The sequence below is a fragment of the Shouchella lonarensis genome, assembly GCF_900096965.1.
GTDB classification, from domain to species: Bacteria; Bacillota; Bacilli; order Bacillales; family Bacillaceae_D; genus Shouchella; species Shouchella lonarensis.
This window is the reverse complement of record NZ_FMYM01000001.1, coordinates 175,838-195,669: the sequence shown is the minus strand read 5'-3', so window position 1 is coordinate 195,669 and position 19,832 is coordinate 175,838. Positions and strand designations below refer to the sequence as shown.

General features: G+C 43.0%; 18 protein-coding genes. 4 read left to right on the top strand and 14 right to left on the bottom strand.

The features are described 5' to 3' along the window. Positions 1–81: 81 nt before the first annotated feature. The 3 genes from BLT29_RS00940 to BLT29_RS00930 all read right to left on the bottom strand — a co-directional run bounded on the left by BLT29_RS00940 (position 82) and on the right by BLT29_RS00930 (position 3,739). Positions 82–1,368 carry an acetyl-CoA hydrolase/transferase family protein gene (locus BLT29_RS00940; protein ID WP_090774431.1) on the bottom strand — a complete coding sequence of 429 codons (1,287 nt, stop codon included), beginning with the start codon at positions 1,366–1,368 and terminating at the stop codon, positions 82–84. Positions 1,369–1,521: 153 nt separating this feature from the next. Further along, positions 1,522–2,763, bottom strand: coding sequence for a beta-ketoacyl-ACP synthase II (gene fabF / locus BLT29_RS00935; RefSeq protein ID WP_090774430.1), 1,242 nt, complete (start codon positions 2,761–2,763; stop codon positions 1,522–1,524). Positions 2,764–2,803: 40 nt separating this feature from the next. Then, positions 2,804–3,739, bottom strand: coding sequence for a beta-ketoacyl-ACP synthase III (locus BLT29_RS00930; RefSeq protein WP_090774429.1), 936 nt, complete (start codon positions 3,737–3,739; stop codon positions 2,804–2,806). Between the two features lie 200 nt (positions 3,740–3,939). On the opposite strand from BLT29_RS00930, the gene BLT29_RS00925 reads away from it, so the two are divergent. Beyond that, positions 3,940–5,538, top strand: a complete 1,599-nt coding sequence (locus tag BLT29_RS00925; RefSeq protein ID WP_090774428.1) for a peptide chain release factor 3 — start codon at positions 3,940–3,942, stop codon at positions 5,536–5,538. A 348-nt stretch (positions 5,539–5,886) separates the two neighbouring features. Here the strand turns inward: BLT29_RS00925 and BLT29_RS00920 are convergent, their stop codons facing one another. From BLT29_RS00920 to BLT29_RS00890, 8 genes are all read right to left on the bottom strand, one after another. Further along, complete coding sequence (locus BLT29_RS00920; RefSeq protein WP_090774427.1) at positions 5,887–6,588, bottom strand: NAD-dependent epimerase/dehydratase family protein; 702 nt, start codon at positions 6,586–6,588, stop codon at positions 5,887–5,889. A gap of 29 nt (positions 6,589–6,617) precedes the next feature. After that, positions 6,618–7,310 (bottom strand): hypothetical protein, encoded by a 693-nt coding sequence (locus tag BLT29_RS00915; protein WP_090774426.1) that lies wholly within the window; start codon positions 7,308–7,310, stop codon positions 6,618–6,620. A 130-nt stretch (positions 7,311–7,440) separates the two neighbouring features. Further along, positions 7,441–7,605 (bottom strand): hypothetical protein, encoded by a 165-nt coding sequence (locus BLT29_RS13225; RefSeq protein ID WP_176763723.1) that lies wholly within the window; start codon positions 7,603–7,605, stop codon positions 7,441–7,443. Continuing rightward, positions 7,606–10,611 carry a DEAD/DEAH box helicase gene (locus BLT29_RS00910; RefSeq protein WP_090774425.1) on the bottom strand — a complete coding sequence of 1,002 codons (3,006 nt, stop codon included), beginning with the start codon at positions 10,609–10,611 and terminating at the stop codon, positions 7,606–7,608. It abuts the gene before it with no gap. Beyond that, complete coding sequence (locus tag BLT29_RS00905; protein WP_090774424.1) at positions 10,604–11,860, bottom strand: hypothetical protein; 1,257 nt, start codon at positions 11,858–11,860, stop codon at positions 10,604–10,606. Before BLT29_RS00905 ends, BLT29_RS00910 begins: the two co-directional genes overlap by 8 nt. 192 nt (positions 11,861–12,052) lie before the next feature. Next, positions 12,053–12,652, bottom strand: coding sequence for a YkzI domain-containing protein (locus BLT29_RS00900; RefSeq protein WP_090774423.1), 600 nt, complete (start codon positions 12,650–12,652; stop codon positions 12,053–12,055). A 220-nt stretch (positions 12,653–12,872) separates the two neighbouring features. After that, positions 12,873–13,343 (bottom strand): GNAT family N-acetyltransferase, encoded by a 471-nt coding sequence (locus tag BLT29_RS00895; protein WP_245700965.1) that lies wholly within the window; start codon positions 13,341–13,343, stop codon positions 12,873–12,875. Between the two features lie 57 nt (positions 13,344–13,400). Next, positions 13,401–14,204 carry a Cof-type HAD-IIB family hydrolase gene (locus tag BLT29_RS00890; protein WP_090774422.1) on the bottom strand — a complete coding sequence of 268 codons (804 nt, stop codon included), beginning with the start codon at positions 14,202–14,204 and terminating at the stop codon, positions 13,401–13,403. A gap of 145 nt (positions 14,205–14,349) precedes the next feature. On the opposite strand from BLT29_RS00890, the gene ctaG reads away from it, so the two are divergent. Next, on the top strand, positions 14,350–15,222 hold the full coding sequence (gene ctaG, locus BLT29_RS00885) for a cytochrome c oxidase assembly factor CtaG (protein ID WP_437182614.1): 873 nt from the start codon (positions 14,350–14,352) through the stop codon (positions 15,220–15,222). Between the two features lie 24 nt (positions 15,223–15,246). After that, positions 15,247–15,852: an SCO family protein gene (locus BLT29_RS00880; RefSeq protein ID WP_245700963.1), complete on the top strand. Its 606-nt coding sequence runs from the start codon at positions 15,247–15,249 to the stop codon at positions 15,850–15,852. 51 nt (positions 15,853–15,903) lie between these two features. Here the strand turns inward: BLT29_RS00880 and hmpA are convergent, their stop codons facing one another. Continuing rightward, on the bottom strand, positions 15,904–17,082 hold the full coding sequence (hmpA, locus tag BLT29_RS00875; protein WP_090774421.1) for an NO-inducible flavohemoprotein: 1,179 nt from the start codon (positions 17,080–17,082) through the stop codon (positions 15,904–15,906). Positions 17,083–17,248: 166 nt separating this feature from the next. Here hmpA and BLT29_RS00870 point away from each other — a divergent pair, with 166 nt between their 5' ends. After that, positions 17,249–17,701 carry an Rrf2 family transcriptional regulator gene (locus BLT29_RS00870; protein WP_090774420.1) on the top strand — a complete coding sequence of 151 codons (453 nt, stop codon included), beginning with the start codon at positions 17,249–17,251 and terminating at the stop codon, positions 17,699–17,701. 141 nt (positions 17,702–17,842) lie between these two features. Here the strand turns inward: BLT29_RS00870 and BLT29_RS00865 are convergent, their stop codons facing one another. Both BLT29_RS00865 and BLT29_RS00860 read right to left on the bottom strand, forming a co-directional pair. Beyond that, positions 17,843–18,439, bottom strand: coding sequence for a DNA-3-methyladenine glycosylase (locus tag BLT29_RS00865; RefSeq protein WP_090774419.1), 597 nt, complete (start codon positions 18,437–18,439; stop codon positions 17,843–17,845). Positions 18,440–18,585: 146 nt separating this feature from the next. Next, complete coding sequence (locus tag BLT29_RS00860; protein WP_090774418.1) at positions 18,586–19,758, bottom strand: AimR family lysis-lysogeny pheromone receptor; 1,173 nt, start codon at positions 19,756–19,758, stop codon at positions 18,586–18,588. Between the last annotated feature and the right edge of the window lie 74 nt (positions 19,759–19,832).

Genomic DNA, 19,832 nt, shown 5'->3' with positions numbered 1-19,832 from the left:
TTATTTACGAATCAAACTTTATAAAAGTTTCACCTAAATGGAAAAAGGTACATGGTTTTTTCCATGCACCTCCTCTTTTTGTTAATCCAAATATCCCATCTCCCGTGCTTCCTGCGTCAGCTTTTCACGGAAGTTTGGATGCGCAATCGCAATGAGCGCAGCTGCCCGTTCACGAATCGTTTTGCCGCGTAACTTTGCGACACCATACTCAGTAACGACAATGTCTACATCATTTTTTGATGTTGTCACGACTGCTCCTGGTGATAGACGGGAGACAATTTTGGAGATCGCACCTTGTTTTGCGCTCGCATGCAAACAAATGACACCTGTTGCTTCACGCGACATACGGGCACCGATACCAAAATCACCCTGTCCACCTGTCGAAGAGTAATACGAACCAGCAACGGTTTCCGCATTACATTGACCAAGCAAATCGACTTCGACTGCTGCATTAATCGTAAATAGGTGGCTCATTTCACGCATGAGACAACTATTATTCGTTTCGTCAACCGGCATCATTCGGATCGATTCATTGTGATCCATGAAGTCATATAGCCGCTGACTTCCATAAGCAAACGCAGCGGTCATTGTGCCTGGCGCAAGCAAATTATTCACATTTGTCACTGCACCACTTTCCATTAAATCGACGACTTTATCAGGAATCATCTCGGTGTGAATCGTTAAGTCTTTATGCTCACGTAAATCATTCATAATTGCATTAGGGATCGCCCCAAAACCAATTTGTAACGTCGCGCCATTATTAATGAGTGCTGCAATGCGCTTCCCAATTTGCTCATCCTCTTGTCGAAGTGGAATTTCAGGTGTCACCGGAAGTGACCGTGTACTTTCCACAAACGCCTCTACCGCTTCAATGTGAATATGGTTTTTCCCATACGTATAAGGCATATGCTCGTTCACTTCTAAAATCACTTTTGCCCCTGATTCAACTAAAGACATGACATAATCACAGTTTGTCCCGAGCGAAAAATAACCATCATCATCCATTTTTGAAACCGTTGCTAATACAACAGGTTGGTGCGCAATCTCTTGCAAAAGCGCTGGTAAATCAGAAAAGTGGTTTGGAAGCAGATCAATCTTCTTATTGTAAAATGCTTTTCGCTCATCTCCGGCAAGAAACATGGAAATAATTTTTAATCGCGCTGGATCGACGTCAATGACGGGACCAAGCGATAACATTTGGAATAAACGATTTCCTGCAAGCTTTTCATGCTGCGGAAGTGCTTCAACGAGCACGCGCGGCTCCCCAACAGCAAGTGGCAAAACAATGTCCACACCAGCCTCGATGCTTGACAATGCCTCTAATGCTGTACCCCTCTTTTTTTGTTCATATAACGCTTGCCATCTCATCTATATCCCTCCACCACGAGTCATCATTGTCTATTATACGACATTTTCCGCAAAAGAGATACATGTGATTGAGCGCTCGTTCATATTTTTTAGGAGGAGCTTTGGGGGAACGGTCGCAGGACGTAAAAAAGCAGGAAATTCCCTGCTTTTTGCTTACTCTACCCACTTTCTAAACACGAGCGTCGCGTTATGCCCACCAAACCCTAATGAATTGCTCATCGCAACCTGTAGATCCGCTTTCCGCGCTTCATTCGGCACATAATCTAAGTCACAATCCGAATCGGGGTTTTCTAAATTCATCGTCGGTGGCATGATGCCATCTTCTAACGCTTTTATAGTAAAGATCGCTTCAACCGCACCCGCTGCCCCGAGTAAATGACCAGTCACCGATTTCGTTGAACTCACTGCCAAATCATATGCATGCTTACCAAAAACGGTTTTAATTGCCTTCGTCTCAAAACGATCATTTAATTCCGTACTTGTTCCATGTGCATTTATATAATGAATCTCTTCAGGTGCAATGTTTGCATCATCTAATGCCATTTGCATACAGCGTGCGCCACCTTCTCCTTCTGGGGCTGGACTCGTCACATGATAAGCATCACCCGTTGAGCCATAACCAACAATTTCTGCATAAATGTGCGCGCCTCGTGCTTTGGCAGCATCTAAACTTTCTAAGAGGAGTACACCTGCACCTTCTCCCATTACAAAACCACTACGATCCCGATCAAATGGACGCGAAGCTGTTGTTGGGTCTTCACTTGTTGTGACTGCTTTCGCTGAGCAGAAACCGGCGACCGACATACTTGTGATAGGTGCTTCACTGCCACCAGCGAGCATCGCATCTGCATCACCACGCTCGATCACTTTAAATGCATCACCAAGAGAGTTTGTTCCTGATGCACATGCTGTCACAGAACATGAATTAGGTCCCTTTGCGCCCGTCGAAATGGACACTTGCCCACTCGCCATATCAGGAATCATCATCGGCACGAAAAACGGGCTGACGCGGCGATGCCCTTTCTCCAAAAAAGTCCGGAATTGGGACTCATACGTTTCCATCCCGCCAATTCCTGAACCAATCCATACACCAATACGATCCGCATTTTCATCTGTAATCTCAAACTTCGCGTCCTCTAATGCTTGTTTTGCTGCTACAACCGCATACTGGGTAAAGCGATCCATTCTACGTGCTTCCTTACGATCAATATATTCCGATGGGTCAAAGTCTTTTATTTCTGCTGCGATCTTCATCGGGAACGCATCTTTGTCAAGACGCGTCAGTGGCCCGATCCCAGATACACCTGCGACCGCTTGTTTCCAAGAAGTTTCTACATCTAGCCCGAGCGGTGTTACCGCGCCAAGTCCTGTTACAACTACACGTCTTTTGTTCACTTTGATTCGCCCTTTCTATGATCATTTCTACATCAATCAATTAGCGCCCCCAGCGCATAACAAGAGAACCCCATACAAGTCCTGCGCCAAAACCAACTAAAACAATGACATCTCCATCGTTAATTTTACCATTTTCTAGTTCTTCTACAAGTGCCATTGGAATAGATGCTGAGGAAGTGTTACCATATTTGTTTACTGTCACCGACATTTTCTCTAATGGTAAATCAAGCCGTTCTCGTGCCGCTTCCATAATCCGAATGTTAGCCTGATGTGGGATAAGAAAATCAACATCTTCCTTCGTTAATCCGGCTTTCTCGAGTACACGGATAGATGCATCCCCCATTTGTCTCACGGCAAACTTAAATACTTCGCGCCCATTCATCTCAATATGTTTCCCCTGCTGATGAATGTGCATCCCGCCACTGCCGTCTGCACCTAAATCAAAAGCAAGAATCCCCTTATCATCAGCAACAGGGCCGACAATACATGCACCCGCACCGTCGCCAAATAACACAGCGGTATTACGATTATCCATATCGGTAATTTTTGATAATTTTTCAACACCAATGACGAGGACATGGCGATACGCACCTGTCTCTACAAATTGTGCCGCTGTTGCAACACCATAAATAAAGCCAGCACACGCTGCACTAATATCCATCGCCGCCGCATTTTTCGCACCTAAGCGCTCTTGAATCATCGTTGCTACGGTTGGAAAAGGCATATCTGGTGTCACTGTCGCCACCAAAATGAGATCTAACGCTTCAGCTGCCATTTCTGCTGTCTGCAACGCATGACATGCTGCCTCATAAGCCATTTCCGATGTTTCGATCCCTTCAGCAATTCGGCGCTCTTCTATTCCAGTTCGTGTTCTAATCCATTCATCTGTTGTATCTAGCATTTGCTCTAACGCTTCATTTGTCACACGTTTTTCCGGCACATAACGCCCCATACTTAGAATCCCTGCTTTTGCCATCCGCCTCGCTCCCTCTCCTATATATGAGGAATGAATGAGCACACCTTTCCATTCCTTGATATATAAACAAGTACTTGGAATTAGTACCTCATCCTAATATTAGCAAACAATCTATGTCACTGTCTAGTCCAGTTTGTTGGATCCACGAAAGATTGTTATAATGAACTCATCTAATCAGTAGAAATGAGGTCCAACTTTTCATGGGGACAAATACACAACAAGAAATAGCCAACCGACGCACATTTGCGATTATTTCGCACCCCGATGCCGGGAAAACAACTTTAACAGAGAAACTCCTTCTTTTTGGCGGTGCGATTCGTGAGGCAGGAACGGTAAAAGGACGCAAACAATCCAAACATGCGATGAGTGATTGGATGGAAATTGAAAAACAACGGGGGATTTCTGTTACGAGCTCTGTATTAGAATTTCTCTATGACGGCTATCACGTCAATATCCTCGATACACCAGGGCATGAAGATTTCTCCGAAGATACATACCGGACGCTTACCGCTGCTGACTCGGCAACAATGCTCATTGACGCCGCCAAAGGGGTCGAGGCTCAGACGAAAAAGTTATTTAAAGTATGTAGAATGAGAGAGATCCCGATCTTTACGTTTATTAATAAACTAGACCGCCAAGGGCGCGATCCATTTGACTTACTTGAAGAGCTTGAACAATTACTTGGCATTCGCGCGTATCCAATGGTTTGGCCAATCGGGATGGGACATTCTTTTAAAGGCGTCTACAATCGTCATGAAAAACAACTCGAATGCTTTAATCCGGAAAACCCAAAAGACATTGATATCATCTCTGTCGATGGACCTAATGATCCAACCATTGATAACGTCATTGGCGACGAAGCGCTTGTTGAACAATTTCGCGAAGAGCTTTCCTTATTAGATATAGCTGGGGATGCTTATGATGTCACGCAAATCGCTGCTGGTACATTGACACCCGTTTTTTTCGGAAGTGCCATCTCTAACTTTGGTGTACAAACATTTTTAAACCATTTCCTAAAACTAGCACCTGCACCGACCCCAAGAGAAAGTTCCATTGGACTAATTGATCCGATGACGCACAATCAATTTTCTGGCTTTGTCTTTAAAATTCAAGCAAACATGAACGCCAAACACCGTGATCGCGTTGCATTTTTACGCATTACATCCGGTACTTTTAAACGTGGCATGAGCGTCAAGCACGCGCGCACGAACAAAACGCTCAAGCTTGCACAACCAACGCAATTTTTAGCACACCAACGTAGCACAATCGATACCGCTTATGCTGGCGATATTATCGGATTATTTGATTCTGGCTCCTTTCGGATTGGGGACACGCTCGTCGAAGGCACATCGTTTACCTTTAATGAAATGCCACACTTTTCACCAGAGCATTTTTCTGAAATTCACGTGAAAGAAGCATTGAAACATAAATCGTATGAAAAAGGGTTACAACAATTAACAGAAGAAGGCGCGATTCAGCTGTTCCGTACGTACAACAGCCACCTCGAAAAGCAAATTGTCGGTGTTGTCGGCGTCTTGCAATTTGAAGTACTAGAGCATCGACTAAAGTCCGAATATCACGTTGACATTACGTTAACACGACAACCGTTCTCACTCGCTCGTTGGGTCACAGGGACGGAAACCGACATGGCAAACTTCGCAAACAAACAACGTAACCTCGTCACGGATCGTGAAGGGCGACTCGTTGCGTTATTTGAAAATGACTACCAAATGCGGACAGCGGTAGAGAAGTATCCGGATATGACATTCCATGAGAACTCTTTCTTTCAAGTAGAGTAGTACGAAATAGGTACAAAAACAACATTTGCGTATTCGAACTGGAATGACGTATAAGTCATATCACTAAGAAATCGCCTAGAGAAACGCCCCAGACGGTAAATGCTGAATTCCCCCTATCAAGTAACAAAATTGAGCTAAGCGGCTTGAGTCCTACATTCTACAGGACTGAGGCTGCTTAAACGTTTCTTCAAGCGCTCGACATTATTCGTCGCAACCGTGAATGACAGCGATTCATATACGGCATGGCGCCATCTCCTCTCGTAGGAGATGTACCAAAGCCCAATCATGAGTATTCACTTTATCATATATACATCGTGTAAACATGATCATCAATAAAGTCTCACTCCCTTACTGCTCATCTTCCAACGCTTGCTGCCGCGCCCATTCTTTTTTCTCCTCTTGCCACGCCACAAATCCTTCGTCAAATGTGTATGCAGGCTCAAACACCAATGGGCACAGTGATTCTTCCTCTTCATCCTCTCGTACTTGCTCACAATTACCGACTTTACAGACGTGACTCCCTGTCAACGTCAAGGCACACAACAACACACTTATTGCATCTTCAATATATAACCAGTCAGGTGTATCCGCTGCCTCACGCGCACCCAAAAGCATTTCCTCTGTCTTTTGCGATTGATGTAAGCCGTATATGAGTGGCAACTGTAAAAGCATATAGTCAAACCCTCGCGCTTCTGCATGTACCTCTACTTGCTTTGCACATACTTCGTTAACTGACATAGCAATGATTACGCGCCGTTCTTCATTACATTGAAGAAACGTTGCCTCAAGTGAAGACGTATGTTCATCTACAAAGTTTGCTACGTAAATAACCGCTGTCACACTTTCTGGCAATTGATAGTCTTCAATCGCCACTCGTTCAAATTGAAATTCCGCATGCCGCCCCAAATACATTTCTAATTCCAACTGCCCTTTTGCTCGATCTGTATGTAAAGGATCCACGGCAATCACCTTGTATCCTTCGTCTAACAACCGTCGACATAGATGAAAACCGAGGAACCCTAATCCACCGACCACTGCCACTGTTTCCATTATCGATTCCCCCTCGTTTGCTACTCTTTTTATTGAAACTGTTTAAAAAAAACGACAAGTTGCTTTGCGAGCGCTTCACTAGAAATAGCTGTCGGCAAGAAGTGAACATCAACTTGTTCAGATTCTGGTAAAGGTGCCAATGTTTGTGTTTTGTTTACAAGTCGACGAAAAATACGTACTGGCGCTAGCAACCCTTTTTGATGATAAAGATTGTCTTGTTTCTTCAACCATGCCATTGTAATTGGCAATGCAACACCATGTGCCACTGACAATGCGCGTTCATAACGTTTTCTATCTATATCATTCATTACTTCTTGTTCAAAGTAAGATTTTAAACTTAAGGTTGGATTGAGTAAAGCAACAGCCCGTAATTCAATCCCTGACTCATATAGTAATTGTTTTGCAACAAGCGCACCGGCTCCTTCTGCCAAAAGAAAAATGCGTCGATTCACCGTTTCTTGCTTTAAAAACATGTGTAACAGTCTCTTTGTATGCAGGACCGCTCTCTTGGACCCCCAATGAGCACCATACAAAGAAGACGTAAACACAGTGTAGCCCGCTTTCAATAAACACTTTAACAAGGGTTCGCATCGATTCAAGGGCAGCTCACGATCAATGCCATGATCCGCAAAGAAAAAAATTGCAAATCCATTTGGGCGCTCTGGTAAGAGGCAACGGTTCGTACAGCCATCAAGATCGACATACCGCACATACACAGACATGACTAATCGCTCCTACATGACAGGTTTTCACAAGGTTGATATGACCTCATGCTTACCTTATGCGCCCACCCCTAAAAAAGACAGGGCAAATATACACTTTTCAAAAAAACTTCTCAACTCATCTAGACAATCACTTACAACGTTCTTCTCTTACACGTTTCGCCTCCGCTTGCAGCGCAGAAATGAATGCCCGCCATTCTTTTGTTCCTGACTCCGTCATGTTCTTCTCTACTTCTACTGTTGGGATTGCTGTTGTTGCCGCTTTCTCCCAAAATGACACAAACACGCCTTTCACTCATGATCCTCCTCCCGCCTCGTTAGACAGCTGAATGAGTGCCAACAACGCCTCATCGCTCCATTCTGTTAAAGGAACAGACAATGGCGCTAGCATCCCTTCCACCAGTGTCTGTTTTCGTAAAATCAGTTGATCAATACGTTCTTCTAACGTCCCTGTCGTAACAAATTTATAAACAGACACGTTCTTCGTTTGACCAATGCGATGCACCCGATCGGTTGCTTGATTTTCTACTGCCGGGTTCCACCATCGATCATAGTGAATCACATTTGTCGCCGCTGTCAAATTCAAGCCCGTTCCCCCTGCTTTAAGTGACAAAACAAACGCACAAATGTCCTCTTCCTCTTGGAACTGCCGCACTTCCTCTTGCCGCCTTTTTCGAGATAACCCGCCATGTAAAAATGGCACAGGTTGATTTAATTGCTGCTGCAATGCCTTACAAAGCAATTTGCCCATTTCCTTATACTGTGTAAAAATGAGCACTTTTTCTTTTGTCGCCGCAATCGCAGCAACTTTTTCAAGGACAGCATCCCATTTCCGTGACTCATGCGCCTCTGTCTGCGAACGCTTGTAAAATTGCGCTGGATGATTACAAATTTGCTTTAATCGTGTCATTGCCCGTAACACAACAGCGCGTCGCTCTCCACGTGAGACATTTTTGATACGCGTTCGAATATCATCGACAACTGCCTGATATAGTGCCGCTTGCTCTTGTGATAGTGTTACGTATTCTGTTACCTCCCGCTTCTCAGGCAAATGAATATCGACTTCTTGATCTGCTTTTGTCCGTCGCAATAAAAATGGACGAATGAATGTTTTTAATGTTTCCTGTTGCACTGTACTGCCATCACGTTCAATCGGTCGAATGTATTTCTTCTGAAATGAAGCATACGAACCGAGCAAAGATGGATTTAGAAGATCCATTAATGACCATAGTTCTTGCAACCGATTTTCGATCGGTGTCCCCGTTAATGCGAGGCGATGGGTTGCTTCGATCCGACGTATCGCTCTCCGTTGTTTTGTATCTTTATTTTTCATATGCTGCGCCTCGTCTAATATGAGCCCATTCCAACAAACGGACGTAAAAAGGGACTGATCACGCCACGCAAGCATATACGATGTTAACACAACATCAACTCTCAAAGGTTGTTCATCATCCAAAGCCAGTCTTTCATTTCCGTGATGGATAAACACGCGTAGCTCTGGGGCAAAGCGCTGACATTCTTCTGCCCAGTGGTATAGTAACGATGTCGGCACGATGAGTAAAAATGGGGCTACTTCCTTTCCTTCTTTTCGTTGCGCCTTTAACACATATTGCATATACACAATCGTTTGTAATGATTTTCCTAACCCCATATCATCCGCTAGACAACCGCCAAATCCAATACGCCGTAAATGAACGAGCCACTCGACACCTCGTTTTTGATACGGACGTAATGAGTCAGCGACTGTTGGTGGCAACACGACAGCATCAGGTTGGCCACGATAGAGCATCATCAACTTTTCTTTCATTTCTCCTGACCATTCCAGACCAAAATGGACATCGTCCCATATTTGCACAGGATCTTCTTCATGAAACCATTTCCATCCATCCATATATGAAAACTTTTGCTGAATTTCAGTCATATATTGCTGTAACCGCGATGCCAATATCGGATCCCAAGCAATCCATTGCCCGTTGACATGAATAAATGGGCGTTTTTCATTTACATAAGCTTGAAATTGTTCCTGGTCCATCTTCTGATCTCCAAGCGCAATTTCATATTCAAAATGTGCGACAGTCTGCCAATTAAGTAAAGGATCGACAGAACGCTCATGAAGTTGCGTAGGTGTTTTTATCTTAACTTGAAGTGGTGATCGATTCTTCACCCATTTTGGAACAATGAGCTCAACGCCAAGTGCATTTAAGCGTTCACTATATACTGTAAACAATGTATATGCTTCGTCAGCCGATAAACATACTTGCGGGGATGAAACTGATAGCCCTTGTAATAGAGGCACTTCGACACAGATGGTCTGTACGTGTATGTGAATGTTCGGCATCGGATCCACTGGCCACGGATGGGCACCTTTTTTTACTTGTGCAAGTGGCACAATCATGTCCGGACGGTTGACATCAATGACAGACAATGAGACTGACCAACCCTCTTCAGGTTGCTTTGGCGCAACAAGCGTAAGCGCTGTTTGAAATGGCACTGCATCTGTGATTCCTAGCGATGAAAGCATCGATTGCCTTGCCTTCTTTTGTCCTTTCTTGCCCCTATGCCCGTGTCCTAATTGGTCGACAAACGGTTGCCAAACTTCGTCTACAGATGATTGCCACTTTACAAATGCGGGCTTTACACGAGGCTTGTCAATCAGCATACGGACAACCGCATCTGCTAATCTTTTTAAAACCGTTTCTTCTCGCTCCACTGAAAATTGAACTGGCTTTACCCCCGCTGACTGTTCTAAGCGTAATGCATAAGATACGAGTGGAAATTGTTGTTTCATTTGTTCGTACCATGCATCATCTACCGTAAGTACCCATGCCCCTTCATTTGTCGGGCAAACAGCCCCACGCTCAATCAAATCCAGTACTTGATCAATAAACACAAGCAAAGCTGTAAAATCGTCTCCTAAAATAAATTGTGTATCGTGCACACGTGTCTTCAAAAAAGCATATTGCTGTGCAAGATCGTCTACTGATAAGCGAATGCCCTCAACCGGAAATGTATACGTTTTCCAATCGTTATCTGCCTGATATACGGTCGATTCACCAACTAATGACTGAAATAAGCGCCCATGTAATGGCGTTTCTACTAGGGCGCGCGTAGTATGGATAAATGTACCATAGAACGATGATGGATCTTCTCGGTAAAGCCGCAAACGCAACTCAAAGGCCTCGAATAAAAAAGGATACACAAAGCCCGTTTGCACTGAACGCTTATTTGTCATTTGTTCACCCCAAATAAACACATCATTTGCTAACCATCCAGCATGCAATATGACTTTTTCCTCAGGCACGTCGCTTCAACTCCTCTATAAACACTCGCGATGTCCGGTACATCACTTTTAATTTTTCAAGAAAATGCTCATATCGCTCCATATCACTTGTTGCTTCATACAATTTACGCAATTGTACTGTATAATTCACGGCTTCAATATAGTGCTTACGAGATCTTTTCTCCACAAAACGAACAATAAATTGGTGATAGATAGGTTTTGCTTGCTCTGGGTAATTTTCAGCTGCTGCCTGTAACAGCGCACGTTTCACTGAGGAAAGCATGAAAGGCTGATCTTCATCCACAAGAAAATATGTCATTGCTTCCTCATAACGGCGATAGCGATACAACAATTGCACATATGATAACCTTACGCCATCAGAAAACAAGCGTGCGCGTAAACGTGGCAGCACATCTTGTAATATGATCTCCGTTTGTGTCTCATTTAACGGCGCTACCAACATCATAAATGTGCGCTCACTTGGATTTTGTACAAATCGGTTCCATACTTTTATGCACGTTTCCTCTGGATGTACTGCAAGTGCCACTTCCGCTTGATCAGCATATATTTGCAGCGCACCAAAATGTATCGATTGTCCAGGAAACAATGCCTGTAACCACCGCTTCACAGCAATATATTGTGCTCGCTTAGACAAGTGTTCAATATGAATCGCCACATCTTGTGTTTCGATCTCATACGAACGTGCTTGCAAACTTAATAGCGCGCGCTCTTCCTCTTGAAGACGCACAAAAAAATAGGCACAGACAAGTTGTGCGGATTTTGCTGCCTCCTTAAATGGATACAGCTCCTCTAGTTGTAATTTTATCTTTTGTAGCTCTTCCTCCGGTGCCATTTCTTGCCACATATGAAACAACATTGTCCACGGGGATCGTTCCTCTCGTGCATGTCGACTATATTTGGTTACAATCATTTGCGTCAAAAATTGTTCATTTGACTTAAAATCTTGTTTTTCTAGCAATTGCTTCACGTTTGCAGTGATACCGCGTGCAAAATCAGTAAACCGCCGTTCATATCGCACCAATTCTTCTAATGTCACAAAGGAAAAAACTTGTTCAAGACAGGCTATATAAACAAATAAAGGTGCTTCTTCAAAAAGTTGCGCCTCGTTTCTCTTCCATTCATTTACAAGTGATTCAATATGTACAGGTGCTGTATATAACGTAGAGACAAGTTTTCGGTAAATCTTTTGCGCTGCTCTTTCCACTTCCTTAATCATACGCGCATACACATCATTCTTGTCTGCTCTCATTCACTGCACCCCCTACTTACACCGTATCCTTTCATTGTAATGCTTTTCGCTCTAAAATAAAAGGTGCCATCATTGTTTATCATTGTTTATGCGGCACGAATTTATTAATATGTATCGTTTTATCCCTTTTGTTCCCCCGAAAAAAGCAAGCACGTCAGTTGTGTGCTTGCCAGCAACAGACTTTCAATTTCATCACAACAGTTGTTCCACCTCTTTTCTCTTTGATACCAGTTTTTTTAATCGCTGTTTCTGCAATGCAATTTTTTCTTTGTCTTTTAGCTCCAATGCCTCAAATAACTCCATTAATGCGTAATCAATCTCCATCATTGTTACATTATAAATCGTCTCTGGCCTCAGCGTTTCCCCACTGTCTTTGTAACGCGTCATGGACCCATGTTTATTCGTCATGCCTTTCTCACTCCTATCTATTTCAATCATTAGCTCAATATCTCCACTTTGATAAGACGTCATAGATATCGGGCCCCTACCCATACGCTTAACAATGCCATCTCCTTTTTCTGTTCGTAATAACTGCTCGACAGCTTCTGCCAAAATCTGATCATCCATACATAGTTTGTTTGCGCGTAATGTTAAAAAATCTTTATTTCGCTCAAACGGTAATTCGTTCATCTCATCATCCAACTGGAGCATCAAATATATGGTACTTGCGTCATAGCGCCAATGAAGATGATAATGATCTCGTATCATCTGTTTAATGAAACGATGAAGCGCTGGCTTCGATAGATTAATTGAAATTTCTTTAAATTCAATTAAGATATCAGCCTCCTGCATGCCCTAGCCTCCTTTAGATGAGATGAACCAACCTGTCTCGCGTTTTTGTTAGCTTGCTTTATCCTATGTACCAGCACCAAAAAAAAGAAGCCAAACGCCCAGTTTTAAAGAAATTGGGCATTCTTCAAACGAATGTCTAGATTTGTTATTAATACACAAAAAAGGAGGAAAGACGCTCATTATGGCCGTCTTTTTCTCCTTTTTTATGCAAAAACTTACTTTAAAAGCGGAAACTGTATCGCTTTGAGACAACCTCGTAAAAGCCAAGGGAGTTATACAATGCCTTTGTTGCCTCATTATTCAAACCCGTCTCCAGTTCAATCCCTTTCATTTTCCGATGTTCAGCCCAGTAAACAATTTTTAACAACAATTTTCTAGCGATGCCTCGGTTGCGGTATGCATCCTCTACATATAACTCATTTAGCCAAATATAAGATCCTCCTTTTTGGAAACTCACAAGGACGTTAAAAAAGGCAAATGCAATCGTTTCTCCCCCAAGCTGCGCTACAAACAAGTGTGCTTGAGACTGAGGTACAAGCACACTCTCCAGCATTTCCTCCACTTGCGCCAAAGCTTGCGGCGTTGTAATCTCATGGAGCTGCTTTTGAAATAGCGCGATGAGCTGTTGCCTCGTCTGTAATGGCGATGTGGATGTCAATTCAATTACTTCAATCATATCTGTTGCCGTCAAAATTTCCCCTCCCTCATCAGCCTGACATGGGCATGTTGTATCCAAGTAAAATACTAGTTATAATATCTTTTCTAAGTAATGCGCAATCCCATCTTCCTCATTTGTTTTCGTCACCGCTGTCGCGATTTCCTTCAATGAATCAATTGCATTCCCCATCGCTACGCCATGCCCCGCATAATCAATCATTTCCATATCATTTACTTGGTCACCGAAGGCAATGACACGCGCCTGCTCCACACCGTATGCTTCTGCGATTGTGCTTAAACCACTTGCTTTTGAAACGTGCTTTGGTGCGACTTCCAAAACATGCGTGTCGCCAGTCCACCACCGATGTAAAATATCCGATTCTCCCAACTCATTTAATGCTACTTGAATCCTTGGTACATGTGTTTTCTCTAACTGAATCATCATCGTCGTCGGGGGTGCTTGGACGAGCGAACGTAATGATCCAACGCCTGCGGGTTCTGTATAACCTGGTAAATGTTCTATGAAAAAACCATGGTTTCGTGCTACGTAAAATTCATTCGACATTTCTACCATCACATTTTCTACACCAATCGTATCGCATATTTCTAATAAATGATGCGTCGTTTCTAAACTGACAGAAGCAGTTGTTCTCGGATATTGCGGATTGCTCGGGTGATGCACCTCAGCCCCATTAAAGTTTACAATCGGTGTCGTTAACGCTAACTCATGATAATATTTGCTACTTGCACGATACGGGCGACCTGTTGCAATCACAATGACATGCCCTTCATCTCTTGCTTCTTGTAATACGCGCTTTGTTCGGGGAGATATTTGCTGATTGCGAGGCAACAACGTGCCATCCAAATCAAGCGCGATCAAATGTCTTACACTCATAAATTAACTTCCTCTCTAGAATAAAAGTAACAAAAATGCCGCAAACGTCATTTCTCTCTCTCCTTGTTTTATGCTATAGTAAAATGGTATAGTCTTGCAATAGCACGGTCCTACGTTTGTCGACCCATAAAGGAGGAGGATATCCGTGGAAATGTTGTTATCACAACTCAGTTTTCGCGCCCTCTGGACACCTGAACTCGCATTTGCTCTCCTGAGCATTGCGCTATTATATATATGGTTTGCACGAAAAAAAGGGCGACCGATCCTGTTCCTATTAGGATTATGTGCCCTTTATATTGGCTGGGGCAGTCCGTTTTTCGTCGCTGGGCATGTCATGATGACATTTCATATGTTGCAAATGGTCTTTACTTATTTTATTGCCGTTCCTTTGCTTTTGCTTGGGATACCCAAATCATGGTACATATTTCTCGATGCAAAATTACCTGCAAAAAAGATTCGTCATTTTTTTTGGCATCCCATTGTCGCGCTATTACTTTTTAATGGGCTGTTTTCATTTTACCATGTTCCCATGATATTTGATACGCTGATGCAAGCACCCTTTCTACATAGCGGCTATCAATGGCTATTACTTGGAGCAAGTGCCCTCATGTGGTGGTTTATGCTTGCACCGTTACCTAATGGGTATAAACTACCAGATTTGCGACGTATTTTCTATATTTTTGCAAATGGTCTCCTCATTACCCCAGCATGCGCACTCATTATTTTTGCACCAGAAGCGATGTATGCTACGTATACTGATCCACTTATTTGGTCAAAAGTAATGGCTTTTTGCTTGCCAGGAAACGTTGGACCTGACGCACTTTTATCACTGTTCGGAGGACCGAGATCCATGACTTTCTTTGATGCACGAACAGACCAACAATTGGCTGGTGTGTTAATGAAAGTATTTCAAGAAATTGTGTACGGGACAATGATTGGCTATGTGTTTAAACAATGGCTTAAAAAGGAAAAACTCCAAGACGGTGAAATGACGATTAGTGATATTCCTCGTCATTAAATTTACGATAAAGAGGGTATTTTCATGAAAGGACGCACACACATTTTCATCATAGCAAGTTGTGCTTTACTTATCATTTTCAGTGGCTGCAGTTGGATGTATGAGGTTGGGCATTCATCTGAATTCGATGCGACTGAGGCGGGGCTGACTGTTCCTGATTTTTCCTATACAAACCAAGAGAATGAATCATTCTCACGAGCAGACTTGGACGGACAATATTGGCTGGCAAGCTTTGCCTTCACTAGTTGTACAACGGTGTGTTTAACAATGATCCCTAACATGAGGTATTTGCAGACACAGTTACAAAAGGACAACGTTAACATCCATTTTGTCACTTTCTCAGTCGATCCGGAGAAAGACACACCCGCTCACCTGAAGCAATACACTGACAACATTAACGCTGCCACCGATCAATGGTCCTTTTTAACTGGCTATGACGTCGAAACCATTGTCGACTTTTCAGCGGAAGGATTTCGTTCTCCGGTCGCACATGGTGATACACCAGAAGAAGTCGTCCACTCGACAAGCTTTTTCCTTATCAATGGTGATCACGAAGTCGTGCGGCGCTACAATGGACTCGAGCTTGACCAAAGTGACATCATTGCGGACATTAAACAAACTGTACAATAAGTAAAGAAGTCGCGCTCCTCCATTTTGAGTAAAGGAATGCGACTTCTTGTTTTATTTCAGCGGCATGTCAGGACCAAAGCATTCATAATGAATATTTTCTCCATCCATCCCGCTTCGTTGCAGTAAGTCAATGACCATTTTCATGAACCCAATGGGACCACATACATAGGCATCACTGTCTTCTATAGACATTTGCGATAAAATTTCTTTGATTTGGCGCGCAATGATTCGTGGTTCACCTAAACAAAGGTGCCCTCTCCCCTCAGGCAACTCGTGCAAGCAAGCCTCTATCTCTGAACGGAACGCACACACTGTCATGTCTTGTGCTACTTGAATGAACGTGACAGGACGGGTTGGATTTTCTACTGCGACAGTCTGTAACATCGATAATAATGGCGTCACACCAACACCGCCACTGATGAATACAATTGGCTGATCATGTGAGGCATTGAGCGTAAATGAACCGGCAGGTGCACTGATTGATAAAACATCTCCGGCTTTCACTTGTTCATGTAGAAAAAGGGACACGGCCCCTTTTGGCTCGCACTCATCCTCCCGCTTCACTGAAATGCGCATGTATCCTTTTCCTGGCGCGGCAGATAAACTATATTGACGGTTGTGCATGTATGTCTCATCAGGAATTCGGACACGCACAGTGACATATTGTCCCGGTAAATAGCGTGGCAATTCCCCGCCATCCCGTGGCTTTAAATAAAAGGAGGTGATATTTGTACTCTCCTCTTCCTTACGCACAACCGTAAAATCCTTGAAGTCATGCCAGCCCCCTTTTTCTGTTGCTGCCTGTTCATACATATCTGCTTCAACATCAATAAATACTTGTGCAATGACACCATACGCCTCTTCCCATGCTGACAAAACATTAGGCGTTGCCGCCACGCCGAGCACTTCTTTCATCGCCCGTAGTAAATGGGCACCGACAATCGGGTAATCGGCTCGCTTCACACCGAGACTACGGTGCTTGTGCGCAATTTGTTTGACGACCGGCAACAACTCTTCCAATTGATCAATATGTAGCGCTGCTGCATAAACTGTTCGCGCCAGGGCTGCTTGCTGCCGTCCTTGCTTTTGATTCGCATGATTGAATATGTTTAATAGCTCTGGATGATCGGCAAACATATTTTGATAAAAGCATGCGGTAATTTCTTCTCCTTTTTCCGCTAACACTGGCGCTGTCGCTTTAACAATCTCCACAGTTTTCGCTGACACCATGTCTATCCACTCCTTTAAAATGTATTTTAAATACATCTTTATTGTAGTTTATTTATTGATTTAAATATATATGTATAATACATGTTTAAAAAATTAGACACATCTTTAGACAGATCTTTAAAAAATCAGTATAATAGATATCAATGATGATAGAGGAGGCTAACCAGTGAGGCTCACACTTTACTCTGACTACACGTTAAGAGTGTTAATCTACTTACACACGCACAATCAAGGAAAGCTTGCAAACATTCAAGAAATCGCTGAGGCGTATGGCATTTCTAAAAATCATTTAATGAAAGTCATTTTTGAACTCGGAAAAATGGGTTATATCCAAACTATACGAGGGCGCAACGGTGGCATCCGTCTCGCACAACAACCAGAGAAGATTAATATTGGCGCGGTTGTTCGGCAGACAGAAGAAGACTTCCATCTTGTGGAATGTTTTGACAAAGAGAATAATCAATGTATTATTTCTCCTGCGTGTGGCTTAAAGAACATCTTAGCAAATGCACTCCAAGCATATTTAAATGTGCTAGATCAATACACGCTAGCTGATCTCGTCCAAGACCGGACAACAATGCAAGCACTTTTTGCTCAAAAACAAAACCAACGAGCCTGAACAGTTCTTATCACTATCATCCACTCTATTTTCGGAAAGATCAGCGAACGGTGCTATTCACGTACTTCCACTTCATATGGAGACGACCAGGTGCACCCCTGCTCGTCTTATTCGTATTACACAAAGTGGATAACGATTACATCATCTTGAAACAAACGGGTTTCCCTCCACCCAGAAACGCCACGGATACGCGCGCGCTTCTTTCGCCCCATCAATCCCAATGCGCGGCCCGACCATCATTTGTTCATCATTGATTTGTATCCCTCCTTCTGTAATATAGAGTGGGGGCTGATCAAGCCGATGTCCGTAGTCTGCTTTTGTAATTCCGAGTGCCCGTGTTAACTTTCCTGGGCCACTTGTTAAAGCTGTACGCTTTTTGTTGTCTCCTCGCCGTTTGCGCATCAAATCTTCTCCTACACAAGGCTCAACGGCGCGAATCAATACCGCATGGGGCATATCAAGTGCGCCACAGACTACATTCACTAAACAATGCGTATGCATTTCATATGTATATACATGACCAGCTGGACCAAACATCACTTCTGTTCTTTTCGTCCGACGATTTCCATAACTATGAGCGGCGCGATCTTCAGGTCCGAGATAAGCTTCCGTTTCCACAATGGTCCCTGCCGCAATACCCTCGCTCGTCTCTTTTACTAAAACCTTACCTAGCAAACTTTTCGCTACTTCAAGTGTAGGTTGTTGGTAAAATGATTGTCTCAATGGTTGACCGTACATTCCGTTTCTCTCCCTACTACAAAGATTTTCTTTCATTTGCAAATGTCATGTACATGTATACCATTTTAGCAAGAAAGAATGCATAAAAAAAGCCGCAGCAACATCACCGCGACAACAACATTTATTTTGGGTAGATTAAATATTGTCTATGTCATTTCCCCCTTCATTTTAGCAATCTCTCGATTAACAAAAAAAATCATGTAGGAAAAACGTCCGTTTTCAAATTGGCGTTTTGCTTCTTGCAATAACGTGAGGCTCTTCAATGCTTTTGCACGATAGAAAACTAAGAATGAGCTGCCTTTCCCACTGTCTTCCATTTCCTGTGCCAATTGCAACGCCCTTTCTTTATCACCACGAACAACGTATTGATGAACTTGCTCTTCTGGTACGACACCTTCTACATCAAAGTACTCACCATACATATTTAGTATAAACGGATGAACCTCGTTCACAAGCATGTCATAGAAATCAAGCATATTCGCTTCTTTAGCGTAAGTCATTGCTTTTTTTAGTTGTCGCATACAAAACGTCCTTGATTTAAATAATGTTACTAAAGATAGACCATGTGAGGCACGAGCAAGCCATGCATAAGGGGTTGCATTGTTTGCGATCACTTGCATATACAATTTCTCGGCCGCATCAAATTCGCCTTTTACATAAAAGGATATGTATGCCGCTTCTAAGGCGATACGACTTACTAAAGAATTTTTCATAAAACTTTGTTCTAATCCTTCAACTTCTCTTTCCGCCATATTAAAAACCGCCACCAATTTCTCTTTATATCCTAGGTGTGCGCATGCAATTAATTGGGCAGTAAACAACCGTACTTGTAATTCTTTGTCATTTATACGATGAATTAAGTCACTAACAGTTTGAAAAACTTTATCCGCTTTCCAAGAGAATTCAACGATATTCGATAAAAACTGGTATACCTCAATCCATTCTTTTAATGATTCCTCATCTGCATAACGTGCCAATAACTCTTTTAATAATGGTATTTGCTCAAAGAGCGCTGCGTATTCAAACGAGTCTTTTACATGAACGCCATATTTCAAACCACGTATATAAACATTCATGAACGTGACAAGCTGCTTAGGTGCTCTTTTTTTGACGGTGTACATCATTTGATCGAAAAATAAACGACTTTGATTTGCTCCTGCGTTTGCCGCCAATCCGTGCATCACTTCTTCTGTCCACTGCTGATCTCGTCTCCAACATTCTAACTGTTGTAATTGTATGATCATCTCTGGTGTCAACATTTCTGCTGTCGTGGTGTCTGTGTTGGTTAGCGTGATCACTGGCTCATTTGTGTTTTGCATAATATCCCCCAATGTCACAAGTGTAATTGTTTATTTAAGTGTAACACCGCAGTGATGCATTTTTTGTCTTATTT